The organism is Kitasatospora sp. NPDC058218 (assembly GCF_042882445.1).
GTDB lineage: Bacteria > Actinomycetota > Actinomycetes > Streptomycetales > Streptomycetaceae > Kitasatospora.
Map to the genome: position 1 here is coordinate 1 of NZ_JBHVWC010000033.1, position 21,039 is coordinate 21,039.

9 protein-coding genes and 1 pseudogene are annotated in these 21,039 nt (G+C 75.0%); 9 read left to right on the top strand and 1 reads right to left on the bottom strand.

The genetic code is table 11. The annotated features are described in order from the left end of the window. The 8 genes and pseudogenes from ACFVYI_RS21200 to ACFVYI_RS21235 form a co-directional block, all read left to right on the top strand. The coding region (locus ACFVYI_RS21200; RefSeq protein ID WP_387887768.1) for an acyl carrier protein at positions 1 to 510 on the top strand (510 nt) is incomplete at its 5' end. Between the two features lie 26 nt (positions 511 to 536). Beyond that, a complete protein-coding gene (locus ACFVYI_RS21205) occupies positions 537 to 6,194 on the top strand; it encodes an SDR family NAD(P)-dependent oxidoreductase (protein ID WP_387887771.1) in 5,658 nt (1,885 codons plus the stop codon). 95 nt (positions 6,195 to 6,289) lie between these two features. Next, positions 6,290 to 13,333, top strand: a pseudogene (locus ACFVYI_RS21210) (type I polyketide synthase); the annotation flags it as partial. 106 nt (positions 13,334 to 13,439) lie between these two features. Continuing rightward, a complete protein-coding gene (locus ACFVYI_RS21215) occupies positions 13,440 to 14,126 on the top strand; it encodes a class I SAM-dependent methyltransferase (RefSeq protein ID WP_387887774.1) in 687 nt (228 codons plus the stop codon). Positions 14,127 to 14,201: 75 nt separating this feature from the next. Next, positions 14,202 to 14,714, top strand: a complete 513-nt coding sequence (locus ACFVYI_RS21220) for an SRPBCC family protein (protein ID WP_387887776.1) — start codon at positions 14,202 to 14,204, stop codon at positions 14,712 to 14,714. Positions 14,715 to 14,781: 67 nt separating this feature from the next. Next, a complete protein-coding gene (gene asnB / locus ACFVYI_RS21225) occupies positions 14,782 to 16,623 on the top strand; it encodes an asparagine synthase (glutamine-hydrolyzing) (RefSeq protein WP_387887779.1) in 1,842 nt (613 codons plus the stop codon). A gap of 10 nt (positions 16,624 to 16,633) precedes the next feature. Continuing rightward, positions 16,634 to 17,407, top strand: coding sequence for a bifunctional 2-polyprenyl-6-hydroxyphenol methylase/3-demethylubiquinol 3-O-methyltransferase UbiG (gene ubiG, locus ACFVYI_RS21230; protein WP_387887780.1), 774 nt, complete (start codon positions 16,634 to 16,636; stop codon positions 17,405 to 17,407). 2 nt (positions 17,408 to 17,409) lie between these two features. Next, a complete protein-coding gene (locus tag ACFVYI_RS21235; RefSeq protein ID WP_387887783.1) occupies positions 17,410 to 19,176 on the top strand; it encodes an FAD-dependent monooxygenase in 1,767 nt (588 codons plus the stop codon). Positions 19,177 to 19,307: 131 nt separating this feature from the next. On the opposite strand, the gene ACFVYI_RS21240 is transcribed toward ACFVYI_RS21235, so the two are convergent. Next, positions 19,308 to 19,766: a hypothetical protein gene (locus ACFVYI_RS21240; RefSeq protein ID WP_387887786.1), complete on the bottom strand. Its 459-nt coding sequence runs from the start codon at positions 19,764 to 19,766 to the stop codon at positions 19,308 to 19,310. A 229-nt stretch (positions 19,767 to 19,995) separates the two neighbouring features. Here ACFVYI_RS21240 and ACFVYI_RS21245 point away from each other — a divergent pair, with 229 nt between their 5' ends. Next, the gene (locus ACFVYI_RS21245; RefSeq protein WP_387887789.1) at positions 19,996 to 20,895 is read left to right on the top strand and encodes a hypothetical protein; all 900 of its coding nucleotides are present in this window, start codon (positions 19,996 to 19,998) and stop codon (positions 20,893 to 20,895) included. Positions 20,896 to 21,039: the final 144 nt, after the last annotated feature.

Below are 21,039 nucleotides of genomic sequence, written 5' to 3' on the forward strand. Positions count from 1 at the left end.
GCCCGCCGGCTGGCCGCGCTGCCCGAGGCCGAACGCGCCCGGGCGCTCCTGGAGTTGGTGCGCGCCAACGCGGCCGTCGTGCTCGGCCACGCCACGGACGAGGCGATCCGGCCGGACCGGGCCTTCAAACAGCTCGGCTTCGACTCGCTGACCGCCGTCGAGTTGCGCAACCGGCTCAATGCCGCGACCGGGCTCAAGCTGCCGGCGACGCTGGTCTTCGACCACCCGACGCCGGACGCCCTGGCCGCCTGGCTGCACACCGAGCTGGCCCCGGCGGAGCCGGCCGGCCCACCGGTCCCCGACGACGAGGTGAGCCGCCTCCTGGCCACCGTCACGCCGGCCCGGCTGCGTGCCGCCGGGCTGCTCGACGCGGTGCTGGCCCTGGCCGGCACCGTCCCGCAGGCGCCGCCGGCCGGCACGGACGACGAACTGGACGGCGAGCTGGACGAGATCGACGCCATGGATGCCGACGACCTGGTCGGCCTGGCTTTCGGCACCACTGACCTCTGATCGCGATCGGACTGCGGAGAACAACGATGGCTGCATCACAGGCTGCATCACCGGACAAGGTGCTGGAAGCGCTCCGGATCTCGCTCAAGGAGACCAAGCGGCTCCAGCAGCAGAACCACCGGCTGACCGAGGCCCGGCACGAGCCGGTCGCGATCGTCGGCATGGCCTGCCGGTTCCCCGGCGACGTCCGCAGCCCCGAGGACCTGTGGCGCCTGGTCGCCGACGGACGCGACGCCCGCTCCGACTTCCCTGCCGAACGCGGCTGGGACACCGAGGAGTTGTACGACCCGGACCCGGAGCGGCCCGGCCGCAGCTACGTCCGCCAGGGCTGCTTCGTCAAGGACGCGGAGCGGTTCGACGCCGCGTTCTTCGGGATCAGCCCCCGCGAGGCCCTCGCCATGGACCCGCAGCAGCGGCTGCTGCTGGAGACCTCCTGGGAGGCCTTCGAGCGGGCCGGCATCGACCCGGCCTCGGTCCGCGGCAGCAGCACCGGCGTGTTCGTCGGCGCGTCCCCGCTCGGTTACGCCGCCGATCCGCGCAGCGCCGAGGGCTCCGAGGGCTACCTGCTGACCGGCACCACCGTCAGCGTGGCCTCCGGCCGGCTGTCCTACACCTTCGGGCTGGAGGGCCCGGCCGTCACGGTCGACACCGCCTGCTCCTCCTCCCTGGTCGCCCTGCACCTGGCGAGCCGGGCCCTGCGCGACGGCGAGTGCTCGATGGCGCTGGTCGGCGGGGCGGCGGTGATGGCGGCGCCGCACATGTTCATCGAGTTCAGCCGCCAGCGGGGCCTGGCCCCGGACGGACGCTGCAAGGCGTTCGCCGGCGCCGCCGACGGCACCGCCTGGGGCGAGGGCGTCGGCGTGCTGCTGGTCGAGCGGCTCTCCGACGCCCGGCGCCTCGGTCACCCGGTGCTCGCCGTGGTGCGCGGCTCGGCCGTCAACCAGGACGGCGCCTCCAACGGCCTGACCGCGCCGAGCGGGCCGGCCCAGCAGCGGGTCATCCGGGCCGCGCTGGCCGACGCCCGGCTCTCGGCCGCAGACGTCGACGCGGTGGAGGCGCACGGGACGGGCACCCGGCTCGGCGACCCGATCGAGGCGCAGGCCCTGCTGGCCACCTACGGGCAGCAACGGAGCGCCGAACAGCCGCTCTGGCTCGGCTCGGTGAAGTCCAACATCGGCCACACCCAGCTCGCCGCGGGGGTCGCCGGCATCATCAAGACGGTCCTGGCGATGCGGCACGGCGTCCTGCCGGCCACCCTGCACGTCGACGAACCGACGCCGCAGGTCGACTGGTCCCGGGGCGCGGTCGAGCTGCTCACCGAGCGGCGTGACTGGCCCGCGACCGGCCGGCCCCGGCGGGCCGCCGTCTCCTCCTTCGGCATCAGCGGCACCAACGCCCACGTGATCCTGGAGCAGCACGTCGAGGAGACGGCCGCTCCCGCGCCCGCCGACGCGCCCCGCGAGGCGCCCGCCGCCACCCCGTGGCTGCTCTCCGCCCGCGATCCGGAGGCACTGCGCGCCCAGGCCGGGCGGCTCGCCGACGCCGTCGCCGCCAACCCCGGGTGGGAGCCGGCGGACGTCGCCTGGCCGCTGGCCACCGCCCGGGCCGGCCTCGACCACCGCGCGGTGGTGCTCGGCACCGACCGCGCCGCCCTGCTCGCCGGCCTCGACGCGCTGCGCCGCGCCGACGACGCGCCGCAGGTCGTCCGGGGGCCGGCCACCGCCCGCACCGGCAAGCTGGCCCTGCTGTTCACCGGCCAGGGTGCGCAGCGGGCCGGCGCCGGACGCGAACTGCACCGCCGCTTCCCGGTGTTCGCCGCCGAGCTGGACCGCGTTTGCGCCCTGCTGACCGAGCGGAGCGGTCTGCCGGTCCGCGAGGTCCTGCTCGCCGAGGAGGACTCGCCCGAGGCGTCCCGGCTGGACGGGACGGCCTTCGCCCAGGCCGCCCTCTTCGCGCTGGAGGTGGCGCTGTTCCGGCTGGCCGAATCCTGGGGCCTGCGGCCGGACTTCCTGCTCGGACACTCGATCGGCGAGCTGGCGGCGGCCCACGCGGCCGGGGTGTTCTCGCTGGAGGACGCGGTGACGGTGGTCGCCGCCCGGGGCCGTCTGATGCAGCAACTCCCGCCCGGCGGCGCGATGGTGGCGGTCGAGGCGACGGAGGAGGAGGTCACCGGACTGCTCGCGGACAGTGCCCGCCCGGTGGGCCTCGCCGCCGTCAACGGTCCCCGGTCCGTGGTCGTCTCCGGCGACGAGGAGGCGGTGGCGGAGATCGCCGAGCGGCTGAGCGCCGAGGGCCGCCGCACGAAGCGGCTCGCCGTCAGCCACGCCTTCCACTCCCCGCGCATGGAGGGGATGCTCGACCGGTTCCGCGAGGTGCTCGACGGGGTGACGCTGCACGAGCCCACGATCCCCGTCGTCTCCAACCTGACCGGCCGGCCGGTCGCCGCCGGGCAGCTCGGCACGGCCGAGTACTGGGTGCGGCACGTGCGCGAGGCCGTGCGCTTCCACGACGGCGTCCAGCACCTGCTCGGGCAGGGCGTGACGGCCTTCCTGGAGCTGGGCCCGGACGGCGTGCTGTCCGCCATGACCCAGCAGAGCGCGGGCGACCGCGCGGCGGACATCACGGCGGTGCCGCTGCTGCGCCGGGGCCGCCCGGAGCCGGACACCGTGCTCGCCGCCGTCGCCCGGGCGCACGTGCGGGGCGTCCCGGTCGACTGGCCGGCCTGCCTCACCGCCCTCACCGGGCCGGCCGCGCGCCGGGTGGACCTGCCGACGTACGCGTTCCAGGGCGAGCGGTACTGGCTGGACTCCGTCGCCGCGCCCGCGGGCACGCCCGCCGGGGCGGCCGGCCTGGGCGTGGCCCCGGCCGGGCACCCGCTGCTCGGCGCCGCCGTCACCCCGGCCGAGGGCGGCGGGCTGATCCTCACCGGGCGGCTGTCGACCCGCTCGCACCGCTGGCTCGCCGACCACGTCGTGCTGGGCTCCGTGGTGGTGCCCGGCACCGCGTACCTGGAGCTGGCGCTGCACGCGGCGCGGCTGACGGGTTGCACGACGATCGAGGAGCTGGACCAGGAGGCGCCGCTGATCCTCCCCGAGGACGGCGCGGTGCAGGTGCAGCTGGTGGTCGGCGAGGCCGACGCGACGGGCCGGCGGTCGATCGGCGTCCACTCGCGGCCGGACGGCGACGAGGCCTGGACCAGGCATGCCGGCGGCACGCTCTCCACCGGGAGCAGCACGGACACCGCGGACACCGCGGATGGCACCGCCGGCTGGGACCCGGCCGGGGTCTGGCCGCCCGAGGGCGCCGAGCCGGTGGACCTCGACGGCTTCTACCCGTCCGTCGCCCACGACGGGTTCGTCTACGGCCCCTCGTTCCGCGGCCTGCGGGCGATGTGGCGCGCGGGCACGGAGGTGTACGGCGAGGTCGCCCTGCCGGAGCCGGAACGGGCGCAGGCCGGCGGGTACGGCGTGCACCCGGCCCTGCTCGACGCCGCGCTGCACGCGGGCCTGGTCGGGAACACCGGGGGCGAGGTGCTGTTGCCCTTCGCCTGGAACGGCGTGCGCCTGCACCGCCCCGGTGCGGCCGTCCTGCGGCTGCGGCTGGCCCCGGCCGGCCCGCAGGCGATGTCCCTGCAGGTGGCCGACGGCAGCGGCGCACCGGTGGCCTCGGTCGCCTCGCTGCGGGCCCGGCCGGTCTCGGTCGAGCAGCTGCGGGCGGCGGCCCGGACCGGTCCCGCCGACGCGCTGTTCCGCGTCGAGTGGTCGCCCGCCCCGGCCGTCGAACCGGCCGGACCGACCGGGCCGACCGGGCCGACCGGGCCGACCGGGCCGACCGGGCCGACCGACGGACGGTGGGCCGTCCTCGGCGACGGCCCGGAGGGCCCGGGCCTCGACCGGTACCCGGACCTCGCGGCGCTCGGCACGGCCGTCACCGCCGGCCTGCCGGTGCCGGACGCGGTCTTCCTGACCCTCCCGGACACCCCGGGCGACCTCCCGGCAGCCGTCCGCACGGCCGTGCACCGGGCGTGGTCGGCGCTGACGGCCTGGGCCGCGGACGACCGCTTCGCCGGCTCCCGCCTGGTCCTGGTGACCCGCGGCGCGGTGGCCGCCGGACGCGAGGAGGACGTGCCGAACCTCGCCCAGGCACCGCTCTGGGGCCTCACCCGGGCCGCCCAGGCCGAGCACCCGGGCCGCTTCGTCCTGCTCGACCTCGACGACGACGGCGCGGACACCGCCGCGGCGTTCGCCCTGGCGGCCTCGGGCGGCGAGCCGCAGCTCGCCCTGCGCGCGGGCACCGTACTGGCCCCCCGCCTGGTCCGGGCCCGCCCCGGGACGCCGGCACCGGCCTTCACACCGGAGCCCGACGGCACGGTGCTGATCACCGGCGGCACCGGCGCGCTCGGCGCGCTGGTGGCCCGGCACCTGGTCACCGAGCACGGCGCGAAGCACCTGCTGCTGCTCGGCCGGCGCGGCCCCGAGGCCCCGGGCGCCGCCGAGCTGACCGCCGAACTCACCGCCCTGGGCGCCCGGGTGACGGTCACCGCCTGCGACACCGCCGACCGCGACGACCTCGCGAAGGCCCTCGCCGGCATCCCGGCCGACCACCCGCTCACCGCCGTCGTCCACGCCGCCGGCGTGGCCGTGGACGGCGCGCTGGCCTCGCTCGGCGAGGAGCGGTTCGACGCCGCGCTCCGCCCGAAGGCGGACGCCGCCTGGCACCTGCACGAGCTCACCCGTGACGCCGGGCTCGCCGCGTTCGTGCTGTTCTCCTCCGCGACGGCCACCCTCGGCGGCGCCGGCCAGGGCGGCTACACGGCCGCCAACGCCTTCCTCGACGCGCTCGCCCAGCACCGCGCCGCGCAGGGCCTGCCCGCCCGGTCGCTGGCCTGGGGCCTGTGGGAGCAGGAGGCCGGCATGGCGGGCGCGCTCGACGAGGCCACGCTCGGCCGGATGCGGCGTTCGGGCGTCCGGTCACTCACCCCGCAGGACGGCCTGGCCCTGTTCGACACGGCGATCGCCGGGGCCGACCCGACGGTGCTGCCGGTCCGGCTGGACGTCGCCGCGCTGCGCCGGGCCGGCGCCGACCTCCCCCCGCTGCTGCGCGGGCTGGCCGGCCCGGCCGCCGGGCCCGGCAACCGGCCGGACGCCGGAGCGGCGGAGGGCCTGAAGCGGCGGCTGGCCGGGCTGTCCGGGGACGACCGCGCACGCGCCCTGCTCGACCTGGTGCGCGGTCAGGTGGCGGTCGTCCTCGGCCACTCGGACGCCGCCCCGGTGGGCGCGGACCGGGCCTTCGGCGACCTCGGCTTCGACTCGCTCACCGCGGTGGAGCTGCGCAACCGCCTGACCACCGCCACCGGTCTGCGTCTGCCGTCGACGTTGGTGTTCGACTACCCGACGGCGGCGGAGCTGGCCCGGTACCTCGACGCGGAGCTCCCGCGCGAGGGAGCGCCGTCGGCCGCGCCGGTGCTGGCGGAGCTGACCCGCCTCGAAGCCGTCCTCGGCGGGGTCGGCGCCGACCACCCGGACCGGGCGAGGATCGCCGGCCGGCTGCGTGTGCTGGCCGCCCGGTGGAGCGACCAGCACGGCTCGACCGATGGCGAATCACCCACTGCCGAGCTGGAGTTGGACTCGGCCGGCGACGACGAGGTCTTCGACTTCATCACCAACGAGCTCGGCATCTCCTGACCCGCCCGCCGGCGGCCGTGCCGGCCGACCGTCCGTCCTGTTCCTGTCCGATCCGAAGGGGTTGCGCCACTGTGGCCAGCGAGACCGAGGACAAGCTCCGCCACTTCCTCAAGCGGGTGACCGCCGACCTGCACGAGACCCGCCGGCGGCTCCAGGAGATGGAGTCCGTCACGGGCGAGCCGATCGCAGTCGTCGGCATGGCCTGCCGTTTCCCCGGCGGCGCCGACTCGGCGGAGCGGCTGTGGCAGCTGGTCGCGGACGGGCGGGACGCCGTCACGCCGTTCCCCGCCGACCGCGGCTGGGACGTCGAGGCGCTGTACGACCCCGACCCGGACCGCACCGGCCACACCTATGCCCGCGAGGGCGGCTTCGTGGCGGGCGCGGACCGGTTCGACGCCGGGTTCTTCGGCATCGGGCCGCGCGAGGCACTGGCGATGGACCCGCAGCAACGGCTGCTGCTGGAGACCTCGTGGGAGGCCTTCGAACGGGCCGGCATCGACCCGGCCACGCTGCGCGGGAGCAGCACCGGCGTCTTCATGGGCGCCGGGCAGGTCGACTACGCCGCACTCGCCCAGCGGGCCACCGACAACCTGGAGGGCTACCTGCTCTCCGGCGGCGCGGCGAGCGTCATCTCGGGCCGGCTCTCCTACGTGTTCGGGCTGGAAGGCCCCGCGATCACGGTGGACACCGCGTGCTCGTCCTCACTGGTCGCCCTGCACCTGGCCTGCCAGTCACTGCGCCGCGGGGAGTGCACGACGGCGCTCGCGGGCGGGGCCGCGGTGATGGCCTCGCCGGGCATGTTCGTCGAGTTCAGCCGCCAGCGCGGCCTGGCCCCGGACGGGCGCTGCAAGGCCTTCGGCGCCGCCGCGGACGGCACCGGCTGGGGCGAGGGCGCCGGCGTCCTGCTGCTGGAGCGGCTCTCCGACGCGCGGCGGAGCGGGCACCGGGTGCTGGCCGTGATCCGCGGCTCGGCCGTCAACCAGGACGGCGCCTCCAACGGGCTCACGGCTCCCAACGGGCCGTCGCAGCAGCGCGTCATCCGCACGGCGCTCGACAACGCCCGGCTCTCGGCCGCGGACATCGACGCGGTGGAGGCTCACGGGACGGGCACCACGCTGGGCGACCCGATCGAGGCGCAGGCCCTGCTGGCCACCTACGGCCAGGAGCGGGGCACCGAACAGCCCCTCTGGCTCGGCTCGGTGAAGTCCAACATCGGCCACACCCAGGCGGCGGCGGGCGTGGCCGGCGTGATCAAGATGGTGATGGCGCTGCGGAACGGCGTGCTGCCGCGGACGCTGCACGCGGCCGAGCCGACGCCGCACGTGGACTGGACCGCCGGCGCGGTCGAACTGCTCACCGAGAACCGGGCCTGGCCGGCCGGCGAGCGCGCCCGACGCGCCGGGGTGTCGGCGTTCGGAGCGAGCGGGACGAACGCGCACGTCATCCTGGAGGAGGCCCCGCCGGCCGAGGACGAGGCCGGTATCGCCGACTCGCCCTCGCCCGTGGTCCCGTGGGTGCTCTCCGCCCGCGACGAACCGGGCCTGCGCGCACACGCCGCACAACTCGCCGACTTCCTCCGCGACCACCCCGACACCGACCTGCACACCGTCGGACACACCCTGCTCACCGGACGCGCCACCCTCGACCACCGCACCGTCGCCCTCGGCCGCACCCACGCCGAACTCCTCGCCCAGCTCACCGCCCTGGCCGACGAGGGCACCACCACCACCGGCAGCACCGAGGACTCCGGGCGCACCGTCTTCGTCTTCCCCGGCCAGGGCTCCCAGTGGATCGGCATGGGCGCCGAACTCCTCGACACCTCAACCGTGTTCGCCGAGTCGATAGCCCAGTGCGAGGCCGCACTGGCCCCCCACGTCGACTGGTCCCTCACCGACACCCTGCGCGGCAACGACGACCTCACCCGCGTCGACGTCGTCCAACCCGCCCTCTTCGCCGTCATGGTCTCCCTCGCCCGCCTCTGGCAGTCCCTCGGCGTCCACCCCGACGCCGTCCTCGGCCACTCCCAGGGCGAAATAGCCGCCGCCCACATCGCCGGCGCCCTCACCCTCGACGACGCCGCCCGCATCGTCGCCCTCCGCGCCAAGGCCATCCTCGCCATCAGCGGACACGGCACCATGGCCAGCATCGCCCTGCCCGCGCCACGGGTCGAAGCCCTGCTCGCGCCGCACGCCGGTCAGGTGAGCATCGCCGCGATCAACGGCCCCGGCCACACCGTCATCGCCGGCACCGGCACCGCCGTCCACGCCGTCGTCGACCAGGCCAAGAACGACGGGGCACGCGCCCGCACCATCCCCGTCGACTACGCCTCCCACTCCCCCCAGGTCGAGACCCTCCGCGACCAACTCCTCGCCGACCTCGCCGACATCAAGCCCGCGGCCGCCACCATCCCCTTCATGTCAGCCGTCACCGCCGAACTCACCGACACCACCACCCTCGACGCCGACTACTGGTACACCAACCTCCGCCGACCCGTCCTCTTCGAACAGGCCGTCCGCGCCCTCGCCGAGAACGGCCACAGCACCTTCATCGAGACCAGCCCCCACCCCGTCCTCACCCCCGCCGTCGAGGACACCCTCGACACCACCGACCACCCGGTGGTCGTCACCGGCACCCTGCGCCGCGACGAAGGCGGCTGGACCCGGCTGCTCACCTCCGCCGCCCACCTCCACACCTGCGGCACCCGGGTCGACTGGACCCCGCTCGTCCGCCCCGGCCGCCACGCCGACCTCCCCACCTACCCCTTCCGGCGGCGCCGCTACTGGGTGGACACCACGGGCACCGGCACCCCGGTCACCGAGCCCGACGACCGCGCCGCGGCGTCCGCGGGGGCCGAACTGCGGCGGCGGCTCGACGGACTGTCCGAACCCGACCGCGAGCAGCTGCTGTTCGACCTGGTGCGGTCCCACGCGACGGCCGTCCTGGGCCTCGACGATCCGATCGCACCCGGGCGCTCCTTCCACGAGCTGGGCTTCGTCTCGCTCACCGCCGTGGAGCTGCGCAACCGGCTGAACGCCGCCACCGGCCTGCGGCTCCCGGCCGCCGTCGCCTTCGACCACCCGACGCCCGAGGCCCTGAGCCGCCACCTGCACGGCCGGCTCCTCGACGCCGCGGCCGAGCCCGCCGACGCGGCACCCGTACCGGCCTCGGCCGTCGGCGACGACGAGCCGATCGCGATCGTCGCCATGGCCTGCCGGTACCCGGGCGAGGTCCGCAGCCCCGAACAGCTCTGGAGGCTGGTCGCGGACGGCCGGGACGCGATCACGCCGTTCCCCGCGAACCGGGGCTGGGACCTCGACAACCTCTACGACCCCGACCCGGACCGCCCCGGCCGTACGTACGCCCGCGAGGGCGGCTTCCTGCACGACGCCGACGGCTTCGACGCCGCGTTCTTCGGGATCGGCCCGCGCGAGGCCCTCGCCATGGACCCGCAGCAGCGGCTGCTGCTGGAGACGTCCTGGGAGGTCTTCGAACGGGCCGGCATCGACCCGGCCTCGGTCCGCGGCAGCAGCACCGGCGTGTTCGCCGGCAGCAGCGGCCAGGACTACCACCTGCTGGCGCAGGGATCGGCGGACGGTCTGGAGGGTTACCTGCTGACCGGCAACGCGGCCAGCGTCCTCTCCGGCCGGCTCGCCTACACGTACGGGCTGGAGGGCCCGGCCGTCACGGTGGACACCGCCTGCTCGTCCTCCCTGGTCGCCATCCACCTGGCCTGCCAGTCGCTTCGCTCGGGCGAGAGCACGCTCGCCCTCGCGGGCGCCGTCACCGTGCTGTCCACGCCGCAGGCGTTCATCGGCTTCAGCCGGCAGCGGGGCCTGGCCCCGGACGGCCGCTGCAAGCCCTTCGCCGCCGCGGCCGACGGCACCGCCTGGGGCGAGGGGGCGGGCGTGCTGCTGCTGGAGCGGCTGTCCGACGCCCGCCGCAACGGACACCCGGTGCTCGCCGTGGTCCGCGGCTCGGCCACCAACCAGGACGGCGCCAGCAACGGCCTGGCCGCGCCGAACGGCCCCGCCCAGCAGCGGGTCATCCGGCAGGCGCTGGCCAACGCCCGGCTGACCGCCCACGAGGTGGACGCGGTCGAGGCGCACGGGACGGGAACACCGCTCGGGGACCCGATCGAGGCCGAGGCACTGCTCGCGACGTACGGGCGGGACCGGCCGGCCGAACGGCCGCTCCGGCTCGGTTCGGTGAAGTCGAACATCGGCCACACCGCGGCCGCCGCCGGAATGGCCGGCGTGATCAAGATGGTGATGGCGATGGAGCACGGCGTCCTGCCGCCCACGCTGCACACCGACGCCCCCACCCCGCACGTGGACTGGGGCTCGGGCACGATCGCCCTGCTCACGGAGCCGGTGGCCTGGCCGGAGCACGGCCACCCCCGCCGCGCCGGCGTCTCCGCCTTCGGCATCAGCGGCACCAACGCCCACGTCGTCCTCGAACAGGCCCCGGCGGGCCCCGCAGAACAGGCCCCGGCGGAATCCGCGGCCCCGCCCCTCCCGGCGGCCCCCGACGACACCGCACCGGCCGCCCGGACGGAGCCCGGCACCCCGGCCGACGCCCCGGCGGCCGAACACCGGCCGCTCCTCCTCTGGCCGGTCTCGGCCCGCGGCGAGGCCGCCCTGCGCGGCCAGGCGGAGCGCCTGCGCGCACACCTGGACGACGTGCCCGGTCTCGCGCCCGCCGCCGTCGGACGCTCGCTGGCGCTCACCCGGTCCGCGCTTCCGCAGCGGGCCGTCCTGGTCGGCCACGACCTCGGCGAGCTGGACGCCGGCCTGGCCGCCCTGGCGGCCGGAACGGCCGCGCCCGGCCTGGTCCGGGGCACCGCGGCGGCCGGCCGGGTCGGTTTCCTCTTCCCCGGCCAGGGCAGCCAGTCGCCCGGCATGGGGCGCGGCCTCCACGCGGCGCACCCCGTCTTCGCGCGGGCCCTGGACGAGCTGTGCGAGCTGCTGGACCACCAGCTCGCCGAGCCCGGGCGCCCCGCGCTGCGCGACGTCCTGTTCGCCCCGCAGGGCAGCCCCGGGGCGGCCCTGCTCGACGAGACGGTGTTCACCCAGGCCGGGCTCTTCGCCGTCGGCCTGGCCGCGTTCCGCCTCCTCGAATCCTGGGGCGTGACGCCCGACTACGTCGGTGGCCACTCGATCGGCGAACTGGCGGCGGCCTGCGCGGCCGGCGTACTGACTCCGCAGGACGCCTGCCGGCTGGTCGCGGCCCGCGGCCGGCTGATGCAGGCCACCCCGGCCGGCGGCGCGATGGTGGCCGTGGAGGCGGCCGAGGACGAGGTGCTGGAGCTGCTGGCGGGCCGGGAGGAGCAACTCGGCGTCGCCGCCGTCAACGGGCCGCGCGCCGTCGTGCTGTCCGGCCTGGCCGAGGCCGTCGACGAGGTCGCGGCCGTGCTCGCCGCGCGCGGCCGCCGGACCAGGCGGCTGCGGGTCACCCGGGCGTTCCACTCGCCGCTGATGGACGGTGTGCTGGCGCGCTTCCACGAGGTGGCGGGCGAGCTGACGTACCGGCCGCCGCGGATCCGGCTGCTGTCGAACCTGACCGGCGAGCAGGCCACCGCCGAACAGGTGGGCACGCCGGAGTACTGGGTGAGGCACATCCGGGAGACGGTGCGGTTCCACGACGGCGTGCGCCGGATGGCGGCCGACGGCGTGACCACCTTCCTCGAACTCGGCCCCGGCGGCGTCCTGTCCGCCCTGACCCGGGAGGCACTGGCCGACCGTGCGCCCGCCCCGGCGGCGGTGCCGCTGCTGCGGCGCGGCCGACCGGAGTCCGAGAGCGCGCTGACGGCGCTCGCCCACGCCCACGTCCGCGGGATCCCGGTCGACTGGGAGGCCGTGCTCCCCCACTCCGGGGCGCGCCCGGTCGCCCTGCCGACCTACGCGTTCCAGCACCGCCGCTTCTGGCCCGACGCCTCGCCGGTGCCCCGACCGGAGGAGCCCGGCCTCGCACCGGCGCCCGGCCTCGCACCGGCGGCGAGCCTCGCACCGGCGGCGGGCCGACCGGCCGACGCGGACGCCCCCGCCCGGCTGCGCGAGCGGCTCGCCGCCCTCGGCCCGGACGAACGCGACTCCGCACTACGGGAGTTGGTCGCCGGCCAGGTCGCCGCCGCACTCGGGCACACCTCCGCCGACGAGCTGGAGACCGACCTGAGCCTGCCGGAGCTGGGGTTCGACTCGCTGGCCGCGACCGAGCTGAGCACCGCGCTGCTGGCTGCCACCGGTCTCGCCCTGCCCCCCACCGCGGTGTTCGAGCACCCCACGCTCGACGCGCTCACCGCCCGGCTGCGGGCCGAGCTGGACGCCGCCCCGACCTCGCCGGGCGCACCGGGCGCACCGACCGACGGCCTGCTGGCCTCGCTCGCGCCGCGCGCCGCCGAGCTCGGCCGGTTCGCCGAGTTCGGCGAACTCCTCGTGGCCGCCTCCCGGTTCAGGGAGACCTTCGACTCCCCGCCGGACCCCGCCGTCCGCCCGACTCCCGTCCGCCTCGCCCACGGCCCGGCGGCCCCGCGGTTCTTCTGCTTCCCCTCCTTCGCCACCCGGTCCGGCGCCCACCAGTACGCCCGGCTCGCCGCCGCCGCCCGCGACCGCCACGAGCTGTGGGCACTGCCCGCCCCCGGTTTCGTCGCGGGCGAGCCGCTGCCCGCCGACCTCGACGCGCTGGTGCGCCTGCACGCCGAGGACGTCGAACGGCTGGCCGCCGGGCAGCCGTTCGCGCTCCTGGGCCACTCCGCCGGCGGCTGGATCGCGCACGCGGTGGCGGCCCGTCTGGAGAAGCTCGGCACCTCCCCCGCGGCGCTCGTCCTGCTGGACAGCTACCGGCCCGGCAGTGCGACGCTCCCCCGCATCCAGGCGGAGATCGCCCGTCAGCTGGCGGACGGGCGCCTCGCGCCGGAGCAGCTGCTGGACGACACCTGCCTCACCGCGACGGGTGGGTACGCCCGGCTCTTCGAGACCTGGGAGCCGCAGCCGCTCGCCACCCCGACGCTCCAGCTCCGCGCGGACCGGCCACTGCCCGGCTTCCCGGCCGCCGGCTGGCAGGCCCGCTGGCCGGTGCCGCACACCGAGGCCGAGGTGCCGGGCGACCACTTCACCATGACCGGCGAGCACGGACCCGCCACCATGCGGGCCGTCCTCGACCACCTCGCCGGGCCTTCCGCCTGACCGTCCCACCTGTTCCGCAGAGCACCGCACCGCCAATCCGTTCCCGACCGAGGGTGAGCAGACCATGAGCACCGACCACAGCCCCCAGCCCGGCTCCGTGGACCAGGCCGTCCTGGACGGCCAGGCCGCCTACCACCGCCGTGCGCTGCACTTCTACGACCTGCTGGTGTTCCGCGGCAGCGCGCCGCTGTTCTGGCGCTGCTCGCCGAGGAACTTCCTCCAGATGTACAACACCTGCGTCGGCGCGAAGCACCTGGAGATCGGCGTCGGCACCGGCTACCTGGTGTCGCACACCAGGTTCCCGGTCTCGAACCCGCACATCACGCTGGCCGACCTCAACCCCGCCACGCTCGACTTCACCGCGGAGCGGCTCGCGCACTTCCGGACCACCAAGGTGGTCGCCAACGCCCTGGAGCCGCTGCCGGTGGCCGCGGAGAGCCAGGACTCGGCCGCCCTCAGCTTCCTGCTGCACTGCATCCCCGGCAGCCTGCGCGAGAAGGGCGTGGCCATCCGGCACGCGGCGGCAGCGGTCAAGCCCGGCGGCACGGTGTTCGGCAGCACGATCCTCTCGCTGGGCGTCCCGGTCACCGGCGCCGGCCGCTGGCTGATGAACGACCTCAACAAGAAGGGCGTCTTCCACAACGCCCAGGACGACCTGGAGGACCTGCGCGACCAGCTCAAGCAGAACTTCGACGACTTCGACCTGGTCACCCGCGGCTCCGTCGGGCTCTTCCGGGCCCGCAAGGCCTGACGCCCACCCGCTCCGCCCAGACCCGCCCGCTCCACCCAGAACCGCCCAGAACCGTTCCGGAAAGGACCCGCCGCCATGGCCGCACGCTGGTATCCGATCGAGGAGGCCGACGACTCGCTGTTCGCCAAGGCCCCGCTGTACCACGCCCGTTCCGTCGAGGTGCCGTACTCCGCGGAGGAGACCTGGGCGGCCCTGACCGGTGACGGCGTGTCCAGCTGGACCAAGGGGATGCGACGGCTCACCTGGACCTCGCCGCGGCCGTTCGGCGTCGGCACCACCCGGGAGATCGAGATGGAGAGCGACCTCGTCCTGCGGGAGCGCTTCTACCGCTGGGAGGAGGGCACCCGCAAGACCTTCACCGCGACCGGGGCGACCCGCCCGATCTTCCGCCACCTGGTGGAGGACTACGTCGTCGAACCCACCGAGACCGGTGCCCGGTTCAGCTGGCGCTGGGCGGCCGAGCTGAACCGTCCGTGGTCGTTCCTCCAGGGCCCGCTGGACCGCTTCTTCTTCGCCCCCACCGGCCGCTCGCACATCGACGGCCTGCCCGCCTACATGGCCGGGCTGCCCCGCTCCGCCCGCGACTGACCCCGCCACCCCTGCCCCCGGAACCCCCGAACCCCGAACCCCGAACCCCGAACGAAAGAAGACCCGAATGTGCGGGATCGCCGGCTGGATCTCCTTCCAGCTCGACCTCGAACGTGAACTCCCCGCCCTGAGCGCGATGACCGACACCATGATCTGCCGCGGTCCGGACGCCGGCGGCACCTGGCTGTCCCGCCACGCCGCGCTGGGCCACCGCCGGCTCGCCATCATCGACCTGGCGGGCGGCGTGCAGCCGATGGTGGTCGAGACGCCGGACGGCCCGGTCGTGATGACGTACAGCGGCGAGGCGTACAACTTCACCGAGCTGCGGGACGAACTCCGCCGCCGGGGGCACGAGTTCCGCACCTCCAGTGACACCGAGGTGGTGCTGCGCGGCTACCTGGAATGGGGGCAGGGAGTCGCTGACCGGCTCAACGGCATGTACGCGCTGGGCATTTGGGACGGCCGCGTGGAGAAGCTGGTGCTGCTGCGCGACCGCCTGGGCATCAAGCCGCTCTACTACCACCTCACCGCGGACGGCGTGCTGTTCGGGTCGGAGGCGAAGACCCTGCTCGCCCACCCGTCGGTGGACCCGGTGGTGGACGCCGACGGCCTGCGCGAGATGTTCGGCTTCGTCAAGGCCCCCGGCCGCGCGGTCTGGGCGGGCATGCACGAGGTGAAGCCGGGCACCATGGTGACCTTCGACCGCTCCGGGCTGCGCGAGCACGTGTACTGGCGCCTGGAGGCGACCGAGCACCGCGACGACACCGAGACCACCGTCCGGCACGTGCGCGAGCTGCTGGAGGACAGCGTCGCCCGGCAGCTGGTGGCCGACGTGCCGCAGTGCGTGCTGCTCTCCGGCGGGCTCGACTCCAGCGCCCTGACCGCCCTGGCCGGCCGCCGGCTGGCCGCCGGGGGCGAGCAGGTGCGCACCTTCACCGTCGACTTCGAGCAGCCGGACGCGTTCCGGCCGGACGACCTGCGCGGTTCGCAGGACGCCCCGTTCGCCCGCGAGGTGGTCGAGCACGTCGGCACGCTGCACCACGACATCCGGCTCGACCACCAGGCCCTGGCCGACCCGGAGGTGCGCCGGGCGACGGTGACCGCCCGGGACCTTCCGTTCGGGTTCGGCGAGGCGGACAACTCGCTGTACCTGCTGTTCAAGGCGATCCGCGAGCACTCGACGGTCGCGCTCTCCGGCGAGTCGTCCGACGAGATCTTCGGCGGCTACCCGTGGTTCCACCTGCCGGCCGTGCAGGAGGTCCCGATGTTCCCGTGGGTGACCGCCTCCGGCCTCGGCCCGCGCAAGCACCCCACCAAGCTGATCGACCCCGAGCTGCTGCTGAAGACGCTCGACGTCCCCGGCTACTGGGCGCAGCGCTGGACCGAGTCGGTGGCCGCGGTCCCGGCCGTGCCGGGCGAGGACGCGCACGAGCGGCGGATGCGCGAGTTCTGCCACGTGCACCTGACCAGCCTGCTGGGCCTGCTGCTGGACCGCAAGGACCGGATGAGCATGGCGGTCGGGCTGGAGGTGCGGGTGCCGTTCTGCGACCACCGCCTGGTCGAGTACGTGTACAACACGCCCTGGGCGATGAAGACCTTCGACGGCCGGGAGAAGAGCCTGCTGCGCGCCGCGGTGCGGGACATCCTGCCGAACTCGGTGGTGGAGCGACGCAAGGCGCTCTACCCGCACACCCAGCAGCTGGCCTACGTCGGCGCGTTGCAGCGCCAGGTCGGCGATCTGCTGTCCGGGGACCACGAGGCGGTGACGCTCTTCGACCGTGCCGCGCTCGCCGCGGCCGTCGGCGCACAGCCCGGGGCCGTCGACCGGGACGAGCGGGAGGCGTTCGAGCGCGTCCTCGACCTGGCCGTCTGGCTCGACCTCTACCGCCCGACCGTCAAGACCTCCTGAGGAGCCCGCCATGCCCGTCGACAACGACGTCTACAACACCCACTCCTGGTGGGACGACAACCAGCCGTTCGCCACCCTGGAGGCGTTCACCCCGGCCCGGTTCGAGTACTTCCACGAGGTGCTGACCAGCCGGCTGCGGCTGGACCCGAAGGGCCTCAAGGTGCTCGACGTGGGGTGCGGCGGCGGTCTGCTCGCCGAGCACTTCGCCCGGACCGGCTGCCGGGTCACCGGGATGGACCCGTCCGGCCCGTCGCTGAAGGCCGCCGGTGAGCACGCCCGCCAGTCCGGCCTGGAGATCGAGTACCACCAGGGCTTCGCCGAGGAACTCCCCTTCCCGGACGCCACGTTCGACATCGTGTACTGCTGCGACACGCTGGAGCACGTCACCTCGGTGGACACCTCGGTGGCCGAGGCGGTCCGGGTGCTCAAGCCCGGTGGCCACTACCTGTACGACACGATCAACCGGACCTTCCGGTCCAAGCTCGCGATGATCAAGATGGCGCAGGACTGGAAGTCCGTCAGCTTCGCGCCCAAGGACCTGCACGACTGGGCCAGCTTCATCAAGCCGGCCGAGCTGCACGCCGTCTTCCGCAAGCACGGCCTGACCAACCAGGACCTCGTCGGATTCGCCTCCAAGCGCCCGCAGTTGGAGCTGTTCAAGGCGATGCGCCGGCGCGCCCGGGGCGAGATCAGCTACGGCGAGCTGGGGCGGCAGTTCCAGCTCGGCGTCCACAAGGACACCTCGGTGATCTACGCCGGTTACGCGCGGAAGGCAGGGAACTGACCATGGCGACCCCCACCCCCGACGTCCGGGTGCCGGTGCTGATCGTCGGCGCCGGCCCCGCCGGCCTGACCGCCTCACTGGCGCTCTCCCGGTACGGCGTGGCGCACCTGCTGGTCGGCAAGTACCCGGGCACCGCGCACACCCCGCGCGCCCACCTGCTGAACCAGCGCACCGGCGAGATCCTGCGCGACCTCGGCGTCGAGCGCGAGGTGCTGGCCGAGGCCACGCCGAGCCCGCTGCTGGCCAACCACGTCTTCATGTCGACCTTCGCCGGCCCCGAGGTGAGCCGGCTGGACGCGTACGGCAACGGCCCGGACCGGATCGGCGACTACCTCGCGGCCAGCCCGAGCACGATGTGCAACCTCGCGCAGCACCGGCTGGAGCCGCTGCTGGTCGAGCAGGTCCGGCAGGCCGGCGTCGGCGAACTCCGCTTCGGCCAGGAGTTCCTGAGCATGGAGCAGGACGAGGACGGGGTCACCGCGGTGATCGCCGACCGGCAGTCCGGTCTGGAGTACACCGTCCGGGCCGACTACGTGATCGGCGCCGACGGCGCCAAGAGCCGGGTGATGGAGCAGGCCGGGCTCACCGTGGAGGGCGCCACCGGGCTGGCCAAGGTGGCCTCGGTCTGGTTCGAGGCGGACCTCACGGCCTACTGCGCCGACCGCCCGGCGATCCTCTACATGGGCGCGGTGCCCGGCAACCCGCCGGAGGACGGCCGGGTGTTCGTCAGCATCCGCCCCTGGACCGAGTGGGTCTACCTGCGCTTCCTCGACCACGGCGGGGAGTTCGACCCGGACGACCACGAGGAGATCCTCGCGCACATCCGGGAGAGCATCGGCGACCCGTCCGTCGACGTCCGGATCAAGAAGGTCTCGCCGTGGGAGGTCAACGCGGTCGTCGCGCCCCGCTACGGGAACGGCCGGGTGTTCTGCGTCGGCGACGCGGTGCACCAGATGCCGCCCACCAACGGCCTCGGGCTGAACTCGGCGGTCGCGGACTCCTTCAACCTGGCCTGGAAGCTGAAGCTCGTCCTGGACGGCACGGCCTCCGCCGCCCTGTTGGACACCTACCAGGCCGAGCGGCTGCCGGTCGGCGGGCAGATCGTCGACCGCGCGGTGCGCAGCATGCTCGACTTCCTCGGCATCCCGGCGGCGCTGGGCTTCACCGCCGGGCAGGGTCCGGCCGAGCAGTGGGAGCTGCTGCGCGGCCTCGCCGACGACACCGAGGAGGCGGCCGCCCGGCGCACCGCGCTGGCCGCCGCCACCGACCGGATCAACTACCAGGTCAACGCCCACGGCGTCGAGATCGGCTACCGCTACCGCAGCGGCGCCCGGGTGGACGACGGCACCCCCGAGCCGGTCGGCGACCGCGACCCGGAGCTGTACTACGAGCCCACCACCTGGCCGGGCGCGCGCCTGCCGCACGCCTGGCTGGAGGACGGCGGGCGCCGCCGCTCCACCCTGGACGTGGTCGGCGGGGGCCGGTTCGTCCTGCTGACCGGTCGCGGCGGCGACCGCTGGCACGACACGGCCCGGGAGGCCGCCCGGCTCACCGGGGTGCCCGTGACCGTCCGTACGATCGGCGCCGCCGAGGGCCTGCGCGACCCTTACGGGGCGTGGGAGCGGCAGCGCGAGGTCGACGCGGACGGCGGCGTCCTGGTCCGCCCGGACGGGCACGTGGCCTGGCGCGCCCGGACGGCCGCCTCCGCCGACGAACTGCCCAAGGTGCTGGCGGCCCTCCTCCAGTCCCCCGCCGACCCGGCGGTCTGACCCCTCCGGGCGGCCCCCGCTCCGAGCGGGGGCCGCCCGGTCGCCCCCCGGACAGCGCCCGCCGGCCGCCGGCCACCACGGGGGAGCCCCGGAACGGTCATGGACCGGTGCTCCGGGGCTCCCCCGCACGATCAGCCCTGGACGCCGCCACCGGCGATCGGCGGCCCGTCGACGTACCAGGCGCTCCAGTTCCCGTTCTGGCTGCGGTCGCGGGACCACATGTGGTTGTAGTCGCTGCCGCGTGACGTGATGGTGAAGGCGCCGCCGAGGGTCTGGCGGCCTATCGCGACCTTGCTCGTGAAGGAGCCGCCCAGGGAGGTCCAGCTGCTGAGCTTGTGGGAGCGGCCGCTCGTCCAGCGCGTCCACACGGCGTGGTCGGTTCCGATCACGAAGATCTCGGTGTTCCCGTCCTGGAAGCGGAAGTAGGTCACGCCGTCACCGAAGTCGCCGCCGCACAGGAAGCTGCCGCCGAACTGCTTGTTGCTGCAGTGCGCGGGGTCACCGATGTCACCCGCCGACGCGGGAGCCGCGCTCAGCCCGATTCCGGCGAGGACGGCGGCGGCCACGACGACGGCCTTGATCTTGTTCATGTCTGCTCCTGACTGGTCGGGGCCGGGCCTCGTCGGCCACCCGGGGCACCCGGGCCGCAACCCGCCCGGCGCCCGCTCGGCGGGCCCTCACCGGTACCAACGGGGGCGGCGACCGATCGAGTTCATCGGTCGCCCGCGGTCGTCCGCCACTGCCCCGGGGAGGGTGACGGTGGGAGTCGTCCGTGGATCGGTGCACCCGGTGTCAGCGGCCGCTGGCAGCATGGCCGCTGTGAACCACATCCGTACCACCCCGCCTCGACCGGTCGACGTCACCGCCCTCTTTCCTCAGCTGGCTCCGCTGGCACGCCCGGCGATCCGGTTGCATCCCCGCCCCGGGGCCCCGTCGCCGCACGACAGTTCGGTCGGCGGGCCGCTGCTGTGGCCCGCCGACGAGCCGTGGCCGTACTGCGACGACGAGTCGCACGGGGCTGTGGCCGACGAGTGGCGCTCGGGTCCGATCGCCATGGTGCCCGTGGCCCAGCTGTACGTGCGCGACGCACCGCTGCTGCGACCGCCCGGACAGGCCGACGTGCTCCAGGTGCTGTGGTGTCCCTTCGAGCACGAGCCGGACGACAAGCCTCCGACCGCGCTGTTCTGGCGAACCGCCGCCGAGGTCACCGACATCCTCGCCGCCGCGCCCGAACCGGCCGCGGTGGAGTACGACGGTTACCTGCCGGAGCCGTGCGTCGTCGCGCCGGAGCAGATCACCGAGTACCCCAACCCCATGGACCTGGGCAAGGAGCTGCAGCGGCAGCTGGCGGACTGGAGCAGCTGGCAGGCGGCCGGGGTGGACAACCGCTACGTCCTCGCCCCGGATGAGTTCTACTGGAACGAGCTGTCCCTCGCCCCCGGCTGGAAGGTCGGTGGCTGGCCCCCCTGGGGCCTCACCGATCCCGTCGCCCGGTTCTGCACCGTCTGCGGCGCCGGAATGAGCCCGCTGCTGACGATCGCCTCGAACGAATGGGGCCGCAGCAGCCACAGCTGGGTCCCGTACGAGGATCGATCCCTCGCGCTGAGCGACCCCCAGGTGGCGAACCCGCCCCAGGTCCATGTCTCCAGGACCAACCATCTGCAGCTCTACGTCTGCCCGGAATCCCCGGGTCATCCGCACACCGACTTGATCCAGTGAGCCGTGCCCGAAGGCCTCCGCGACGCCATGCACACCACGGGAGTCGCCGACGAGACTCCCCCGACGCAGCACTGGCCCTCGCCGCCGGGACGGAGGACTCCCCCGGCAAGGTCCTGATCACAGTCACCCCCGGGAGCCGGCCGG